Here is a 7897-nt window from a genome sequence, read left to right on the forward strand (position 1 = left end):
GCGCAACACCGTGAATCAGCCGCCCCGCGAGCAGCATCTCGAAGGTCGGCGAGAAGGGCACGACGACAGCGCACACCGCGGCCGCCGCGGCCGCCGTCCGCATCGCCGACCGCAGCCCGAACCTGTCGGCCACCCACGCCCACGGCAGCACAGACACAGCGAGGCCCAACGTGGCGGCTGATATCAGCAATGCCGCCTGGGATGCATCGACCGACATCTCACGAGCGATCTGCGGGAGCAGTCCCTGCGGCGCATACATCGCTGCGAATGCCGCCAGCCCCGCACACCACAGGGTCAGGACGAGCCGACGCTCGACAGACACCGGTGCGAGGGCGGGGATCAACACCCGACCATTGGACCCGACATCATTTATCGTGTGAAGGTCGAATAACGTCTTTGAGTTATAGGAAAGCGCTATCAATGGTCGAGGTTCGCGAGGCCCGGTACTTCATCGCAGTCGCCGAGGAGCTGAACTTCGGCAGGGCCGCCGAACGCCTCCAAATGTCCCAACCACCGCTGTCGTCGTCGGTCAAGGCGATCGAGAAGCGCCTCGGTGTGCTGCTGTTGAACAGAACAACACGACATGTCGTGCTCACGTCGGCGGGCAGCGTGTTCCTCGACCGGTGCCGTCGGGTGGTGGCCGCAGCGGATGACGCCGAGTCGGCAGCCCGGATGGCCGCCGAGGGCCAGCTCGGTGAGCTCCGGATCGGAGCGGTGACAACCGCATTCACCCACGTCCTGCCGAAAGCTCTGGCCACTCACTCCCGTTCGCGACCGAGTGTCGAGATCAGCGTGCGCGAAGTCGACACCCACCTCGGCTCAGAGTTGCTGCAGCGCCGCGAGATCGACATCGCGGTCGTCCGCCATGGCCCGGCCCGCGCCTGGCTGCGGCACGTCACCCTTTCCAGCGAGCCATTCGTCCTCGCCGCCCCCATCGGCTGGGATCTGCCGCGTGGCCTTGAGTCAGATCTGTCGAAGGCCGCCGAACTGCCGTGGGTCTGGATACCGCGTTCGGGCACGCCCGACTACCACGACCAGGTCGCCGCCTGCTGCCGCAACGCCGGATTCTCGCCTTACGCAAAACATCTGGCGTTGTCGATCAACAGTCAGCTCGCGATGGTCGCCGCCGGACTCGGGGTCGCCCTGGTCCCCACGAGTTCGGCTGCCGGGCAAGACGGCATCAACACTGTCCGGGTCCGGTCACCACTCACGATCGCGATGAGCGCACTGTTCCGGACCGATGCGGACCTTCTCGTCGCTGAATTCGTTGATGCACTGGCCGATGCGGCACGCTGACTCTCGTTGGGTCAGCGGTGTTTGGTGATGTAGTCGGTGATGGTTTTGAGTTGGTAGCGCGAGACGTCGTGGGCGGTCTCGTCTTCGGCGAAGACGCTGGAGACCATGACGGTGTCGTCGCGGTCGTAGAAGCCGAGCCGGCCCAGACCGCCGAAGAACTCATCCCAATCCACATCACCATCACCGATCTTGAGGTGCTGATGCACCCGCACCGGATTACCCGGCGGATTGGTGATGTAGCGCAACCCATGACTGCGGTGATGATCCATCGTGTCCGCCACATGGACCAACCGCAGCTTGTCCCCCGCCGCGGCCATGATCTCGGCCATCGAACCGCCCATGTGGAAGCTGTGACACGCCACGAACACCATCCCGATATTCGCCGAGTTCACCCCACGGATGATGCGTAGCGCCTCCATGCCGTCCTCGACGAAATCATCCGGGTGCGGATCGATGCGCACATCGATGCCCTCCCGCTCGAAGATCGGCACCAGTTCTTCCATCGACCGGAAGAACGCCCGCTCCGATTCCTCGGCACGCTCCGGACGCCCGGAGAACTCGGTGTTGATCACGTTCACCCCCAGATCCACGGTGATCTGCACAACACGCTTCCAGTTGTGCACCGCCGCCTCCCGGGCATCCTCGTCCGGGCCCGACCACCGCAACACTGGCAACACCGACGCGATCCCGACCCCCGCGTCCGCACACGCGCCGCGGAACTTCGCCACCAACGCATCATCAGCACGCGGATGGTTGAAGAACGGAATGAAATCCCGATGCGGAGTCAACTGCAGATACTCATAGCCCAACTCGGCCACCACCCGCGGCAACTCCAACAACGAGTAATCATGATGAAACGGCGTCGGATCCAACGCAACCTTCATGTCAGGCCCCCTCGATGGTGGTGCGGTCGGCAAGCGCGACCTGCACCGGAAGTCCGCTGTGGAGGGATTCGACGCCGGCCTCACAGACCGCCGTCGCGGCGTATCCGTCCCAGGCACCGGGCCCGTCGGTGTAATTTCCGGTCGCACTCCCCTGCTGCGCCGCGTCGACCCACCGCTGGATCTCGGTGTCGAAGGCCCGGCCGAACCGTTCCTTGAAGCTCGGAGTGACGGCGCCGCCCCACGAACCGGGCGCGCTCTTGCGGATCAGGTTGACGTCCAAACCGATCATCGCGCTGCCCTTCTCGCCGATGACCTCGGTCCGCACCTCGTAGCCGATCCCTGTGGTGACGAAGAGTTCGACGTCGACGTGCTTGCCGCCGGCGGTCCGAAGAATCGCGATCTGCGGGTCGGCGAGCCCGCCCGGCGCCGACGGGTTCGCCGCGGGTTTCACCATCTGGATGGAGGTGACTTCTTCACCGAACAGGAAACGGGCGACATCGATCTCGTGCACCAGCGAGTCACGCACCACCATCTCACTGGTGAAATTATGGGGCACTGCAGGGTTGCGGTGGGCGCAGTGCATCACCAGTGGTGCGCCGAGCTCACCTGCTTCGATCATGGCCCGCAGCGCGGCGTACTCGTCGTCGAAGCGGCGCATGAACCCGACCTGAATCAGCCTGCGGCCCAACTCGGCTTCGCGTTTGACCACCTCCAGCGAGGTCTCGACGTCGGTGGTCAGCGGCTTCTCGCACAGCACCGGTTTGCCGTGTTCAAGGCATGCCAGCAACTGCTTCTCGTGGGTGGGCCCCGGCGTTGCGAGCACCACGGCATCAACCTCTGGATCGGCGATCGCGTCGAGCGGATCCGACACCGCACGGCAGCCGTCGATACCCGCGGCGAGCTGTTCGGCCTTGTCGGTCACGTAGTCGTTGACGACCGCAACCCTGGCGCCCTTGATACGACGGTGGATCCGGTCCACGTGCTGGGCGCCGATCAGCCCGACACCCAGGACTGCTACGCGTAGGTCGGTCATGTTCGTCTCCTCGGGTCTCAATTGAAGCGGATGGCCGGGATGCCGCACGCGCCCAGATACTTTCGGGTGCGGGTGGCGATGGGCAGAGGTGCGTCGACCTCGCAGGGATACATGTCCTGCTCGACGATCGCGAACACGTCGATGCCGAGTTTCTCGATCTCGGCGAGCAGCGGCGGCATGTCGGGGATGCCCAGCGGCGGTTCGGTCATCGCGCCGAGCTTCACCGCCTCGCCGAACGGCAGGTCTTCTGCTTCGACTCTGGCACGCACTTCGGGGTCGACCTGCTTGAGGTGCAGGTATCCGATGCGCTCGGGGGCGCGCCGGATGATCGCGATGTTGTCACCGCCGCAGTACGAGATGTGGCCGGTGTCCAGGCACAGGTTGACGTACCTGCTGTCGGTGCCGTCGAGGAATCTGTAGACGTTGTCCTCGGTATCGACGTGGGAGTCGGCGTGCGGATGGTATTGCGCACGGACACCGTATGTTTCGAACATCGCCTTGCCGAGGTCGTTCATCCCGCCGGTCTTCTTGCGCCACTGCTCGTCAGTGAGGTTGCGGTCTTCGAGGACCGCACCCGTTGCCGGGTCGCGCCACATCTCGGGGATGACGACCACATGCGTGCCACCCACCGCGGCGGTGAGCTTGGCGACGTCCTCGATCTGCTTCCACACCGCCGACCACGAGTCGTCCTGGTGCAGATGCTCGAACACGGTGCCGGCCGACAGCTTCAGCCCGCGCGCCGCGAGCTCGTCGGACAATTTGTCCGGGTCGGTCGGCAGATAGCCGTAGGGTCCGAGCTCGATCCACTCATAGCCGGACGCGGCCACCTCGTCGAGAAATCGTGTGTACGGCGTCTGCTGCGGGTCATCGGGAAACCACACCCCCCATGAGTCGGGTGCGGATCCAACACGAATGGTGCTCATACAGATGTCCTTTCGGGGTGTGACGGAGGGGCGTGAGGATCGGCTCCCTCGGCTTCGAGGCGCTCTTCGAGTTCCTCCAGCGAGGTGCCCTTCGTTTCGGGTACGAGGCGTCGCACGAAGAACCACGACCCGATGTTGACCATGACGAACAGGGCGAAGGTTCCGGTGGAGCCAAGGGCGTTGTTCAGCAGCGGGAATGCGAACGAGATGATCGCGTTGGTGCACCACAGCACGAAGACCGCGATGCCCATCGCGAACCCGCGGACCGACAGCGGGAAGATCTCCGAGAGCAGCAGCCAGACGCATGTACCGATGAACATCTGGACGAACCCGACGAACACCACCATGCAGGCCAGGATCACGTAGCTGCGGGTGGTGGAGGCGGACAACAGGAACGTGGCGGCCAGCGCGGCTTGGGAGGCAGCCACCCCGGCGAAGCCGATGAGCAGCATGGTGCGACGGCCGATGTAGCCGAGCAGGATGATGCCGATGATCGTGGTGATCACCGACGTGACGCCGACGGCGATGGTGGCCACCAGTGCGGCGCTCACGCCCAGTCCGCTCTGTTCCAGGATGGTGGGTGCGTAGTAGTTGACCGTGTTGATTCCGGTGGCCTGTTGAACGATGGCGAGACCACACCCGATCAGCACGATCCGTCGTATCCACGGCACGTCGCGGATCACCGAGAACGGGGTGGTGGTGGTCTTGAGCATATGACTGGTGTGATCGACGATCACCGCGTACTCGACCTCGGCGTCACGCGGTGTTCTGCTCAGGGACAGCACTTTCCGGGCCTCGGGAAGTCGGTTCTTCGCCGCGTACCAACGGGGCGAGTCCGGAAGGACGAGCATTCCGACGAGCAGCGCGATGGCGGGGATCGAGGCCACCCCGAGCATGGTCCGCCACACATGCGGGTCCTGGATCAGCCGGTCGAGCAGGGCGTTGGTGGCGAAGGCCAGCATCTGACCGGTCACGATCATCAGCTCATTGATGGTGACCATGCGGCCACGCCGGTCCGCGGGCGCCATCTCCGCCAGGTATAGCGGGCAGGTGACGGCGGCCGCACCCACTCCGAGGCCGAGGACGATGCGCGCGGCGACCATGATCTGGACGTTCGGGGCCAGGGCGCACCCGATGGCGCCGACGAGGAACAGGCCGGCGCACACCAGCAGGGTGCGCTTGCGGCCGATTCTGTCGGCGACCCGGCCGCCGAAGAGGGCACCGAAGGCCGCGCCCGGGAACAGCAGGGAGCTGACCACGGTGGCCTCGCCGAACGCGGACAACTGCAGGTCGTCCTTCATGTACAGCAGTGCGCCGGAGATCACACCGGTGTCGTAGCCGAACAGCAGGCCGCCGAGGGTGGCGATGACCGTCAGCTTCGTCAGGAACCGGCCCGGCGGGGCGGGCGCGTCTTGGACGGACATCGATGACCTCGTTTCGGTGACTAACGCGCGTTAGTTAAGCGCGTGAGGTCTACTATGAACCGACACCCTTGATGTGTCAACCGTCACGTTCTGGAGGATCACCGCCTTGGCCGAACCCCGCCCGCGCCGTCTGACGATGGCCGACGTCGCCGAACGCGCCGGGGTGTCACGCACGCTGGTGTCGTTCATTCTCGACGGCAAGCCGGGGGCCAGCGAGGAGACCCGGCAGCGGGTCCTGGCGATCGCCGAGGAGATCGGGTACCGCCCCGACTCCGCCGCGCGACTCCTGGCCCAGGGACGCAGCCGCACCCTGGGCGTCATGACCGACGTCCGGCAGTTGTTCCAGTCCGAGTTGGTCACCCACATCTACCCGGCTGCCGAACGGCTGGGCTACGAGGTCCTGCTGTCGGCCAACCTGCCCGACCGGACCGAGGCCAGAGTCGTCGACTCGTTGCTCAGCCACCGATGTGGGGCACTGGTGCTGCTCGGCCCCAATGCGGAGACGGAGTTCTTCACCGAACTGGCGCACAAGGTTCCGGTGGTGGTGGCCTGTCGACGGCTGCCCGGACGGGACGCCGGCACAATGCTGTCGACGGTGCGAACGAACGACGCCAAGGGGATCCGACAGGCAATCGACTACCTGGTCACGCTCGGACACCGGACCATCCACCACGTCGACGGCGGCACCGATCCCGGTTCCGCCGACCGGCGACGCGCCTACAAGGCGGCGATGCGGGTCCATGGCCTGGCATCTGAGGTCAGGATCATCGCCGGAGCGCACAACGAAGACGCCGGCGCCGCGGCCGCGCGGGAGATGCTCTCCGAGCCCGTGTTGCCCACCGCCGTGCTGGCCGGCAACGACCGCTGCGCCCTGGGCATTCTCGACGTCTTCACCCGTGCCGGGGTCGACGTTCCGCGCGACGTCTCGCTGATCGGCTACGACGACACCCGGCTGTCGGAGAACCCGCGGATCAACCTGACCACCATCCACCAGGACGCCGATGAGATCGCCTGCAACAGCGTCGAACTGGCGGTTCAGATGCTCGTCGAAGGGCCATCGCGAGCGGCGGACGTCGTTCTGGAACCCACACTGATCGTGCGCGGGACGACAGGGGCGCCGCGCGCCTGACGGATTGCTGTCACAATCGGCGGGTGAATGCCAGCGACGAACCCGGTCTCCGGGAGCGCAAGAAGATGCGCACCCGTGAGACGGTGCGTCGTGAAGCGTTCCGGCTGTTCCACCTCAACGGATACGCGCAGACCACGGTCGACCAGATCGCCGAGGCCGCCGATGTGTCGCCGCGGACCTTCTTCCGGTATTTCCCCTCCAAGGAAGCGGTGCTGATCTCCGATGAGTTCATCGAACCGATCGTCGAGGCTTTTCTGGCCGCACCGGCCGAGCTGTCCCCGGTGGCGGCGTATCGCCATGCGGTCGGCGCGGTGTTCATGTCGATGGCCGGCGCGGACTACGACTTCGCGATCGCCCGGCAGCGCTTGATGTACACGCTGCCCGAGGCGAAGAGCGCACTCTACGACGAGTACATCCGCACCATCCGACTGCTCACCGACGCGTGTGCCAAACGCCTGGGCCGGTCCCCGGAGGACCATCAGATGCGAGTCACCGCAGGCGCGATCACCGGCGTGTTGATGGCCGCCGCCGATGACGCACCGATGTCGGGCGAAGCCATCCTGTCGGCCCTGGAGATCCTCGAGGGCGGACTGCCGCGATAGGCGGCTAACCGGGGGCGCTCCCTTACACTGCTGATCGATGGACGACGACCGTGCGGTGCAGTTCGTCGGCGCCGGCCCCGGCGCTGCGGACCTGCTGACCGTCCGTGCCACCCGACTGCTGGGCCGGGCCGACACCGTCCTCTACCCCGGCAGTTACCTCGACGCCGACGTCCTCGCGAACTGCTCGCCCGACGCCACACTGGTCGATACCGAACATCTCGACCTCGACGCCATCGTCGGTCACCTGATCGACGGCTACCGGGCCGGCCGCGCGGTGGTGCGGTTGGTGTCGGGTGATCCATCGGTGTATTCGGCGGTCTCCGAGCAGACCCGTCGGCTGAACGCGGCCGGGGTGCCGTGGTCGGTGACGCCCGGGGTACCCGCCTACGCCGCCGCCGCGGCGCGGGTCGGTCGCGAACTGACGGTTCCGTTGGTCGCCCAGTCGGTGGTGCTGACCCGCACCCAGCAGCGCTCCACCGCGATGCCGCAGACCGAGTCGCTGGCCGCATTCGCCGCGACCCGTTCCACGGTGGTGTTGCATCTGGCGATCACCCGGACCCGCGAACTGATGGCGGAGCTTGCTGCGGACTACGGCCCCGACTGCCC

Annotated in this window: 9 protein-coding genes; 4 read left to right on the forward strand and 5 right to left on the reverse strand. The window is 66.0% G+C overall.

Annotated elements, in window-relative coordinates; all coding sequences use genetic code 11:
• Positions 1–346 (reverse strand): MFS transporter (locus WA965_RS23970; protein ID WP_526448148.1); only part of this gene is annotated, 346 nt, incomplete at its 3' end.
• Between the two features lie 74 nt (positions 347–420).
• On the opposite strand from WA965_RS23970, the gene WA965_RS23975 reads away from it, so the two are divergent.
• Entirely contained in the window at positions 421–1296 is an 876-nt protein-coding gene (locus tag WA965_RS23975) for a LysR family transcriptional regulator (RefSeq protein ID WP_526301225.1), read from the forward strand.
• Between the two features lie 11 nt (positions 1297–1307).
• Here the strand turns inward: WA965_RS23975 and WA965_RS23980 are convergent, their stop codons facing one another.
• From WA965_RS23980 to WA965_RS23995, 4 genes are read right to left on the reverse strand one after another with little or no spacing between them, the layout of a single operon-like run.
• Positions 1308–2180, reverse strand: coding sequence for a sugar phosphate isomerase/epimerase family protein (locus tag WA965_RS23980; RefSeq protein ID WP_526301223.1), 873 nt, complete (start codon positions 2178–2180; stop codon positions 1308–1310).
• A 1-nt stretch (position 2181) separates the two neighbouring features.
• On the reverse strand, positions 2182–3213 hold the full coding sequence (locus WA965_RS23985) for a Gfo/Idh/MocA family protein (protein ID WP_526301221.1): 1032 nt from the start codon (positions 3211–3213) through the stop codon (positions 2182–2184).
• Between the two features lie 17 nt (positions 3214–3230).
• Complete coding sequence (locus WA965_RS23990; RefSeq protein ID WP_526301219.1) at positions 3231–4136, reverse strand: sugar phosphate isomerase/epimerase family protein; 906 nt, start codon at positions 4134–4136, stop codon at positions 3231–3233.
• Entirely contained in the window at positions 4133–5560 is a 1428-nt protein-coding gene (locus WA965_RS23995) for a sugar porter family MFS transporter (RefSeq protein ID WP_526301217.1), read from the reverse strand. The genes WA965_RS23990 and WA965_RS23995 overlap by 4 nt, the downstream gene beginning before the upstream one ends.
• Positions 5561–5696: 136 nt before the next feature.
• Here WA965_RS23995 and WA965_RS24000 point away from each other — a divergent pair, with 136 nt between their 5' ends.
• From WA965_RS24000 to WA965_RS24010, 3 genes are all read left to right on the forward strand, one after another.
• Positions 5697–6689, forward strand: coding sequence for a LacI family DNA-binding transcriptional regulator (locus WA965_RS24000; protein ID WP_526301257.1), 993 nt, complete (start codon positions 5697–5699; stop codon positions 6687–6689).
• Between the two features lie 23 nt (positions 6690–6712).
• A complete protein-coding gene (locus tag WA965_RS24005) occupies positions 6713–7291 on the forward strand; it encodes a TetR family transcriptional regulator (RefSeq protein WP_526301215.1) in 579 nt (192 codons plus the stop codon).
• A gap of 37 nt (positions 7292–7328) precedes the next feature.
• On the forward strand, positions 7329–7897 hold a 569-nt coding region (locus WA965_RS24010), incomplete at its 3' end, for a cobalt-precorrin-4/precorrin-4 C(11)-methyltransferase (protein ID WP_526448149.1).

It is taken from the genome of Mycobacterium sp. (genome assembly GCF_049683935.1).
Classification (GTDB): Bacteria; Actinomycetota; Actinomycetes; order Mycobacteriales; family Mycobacteriaceae; genus Mycobacterium.

Excerpts from the sequence above, each read along its gene's own strand:
- WA965_RS23975 (WP_526301225.1), top strand. The coding sequence starts at position 421 with ATGGTCGAGGTTCGCGAGGCCCGGTACTTCATCGCAGTCGCCGAGGAG.
- WA965_RS23995 (WP_526301217.1), bottom strand. The coding sequence starts at position 5,560 with ATGTCCGTCCAAGACGCGCCCGCCCCGCCGGGCCGGTTCCTGACGAAG.
- WA965_RS23980 (WP_526301223.1), bottom strand. The coding sequence starts at position 2,180 with ATGAAGGTTGCGTTGGATCCGACGCCGTTTCATCATGATTACTCGTTG.
- WA965_RS23990 (WP_526301219.1), bottom strand. The coding sequence starts at position 4,136 with ATGAGCACCATTCGTGTTGGATCCGCACCCGACTCATGGGGGGTGTGG.
- WA965_RS24000 (WP_526301257.1), top strand. The coding sequence starts at position 5,697 with ATGGCCGACGTCGCCGAACGCGCCGGGGTGTCACGCACGCTGGTGTCG.
- WA965_RS23985 (WP_526301221.1), bottom strand. The coding sequence starts at position 3,213 with ATGACCGACCTACGCGTAGCAGTCCTGGGTGTCGGGCTGATCGGCGCC.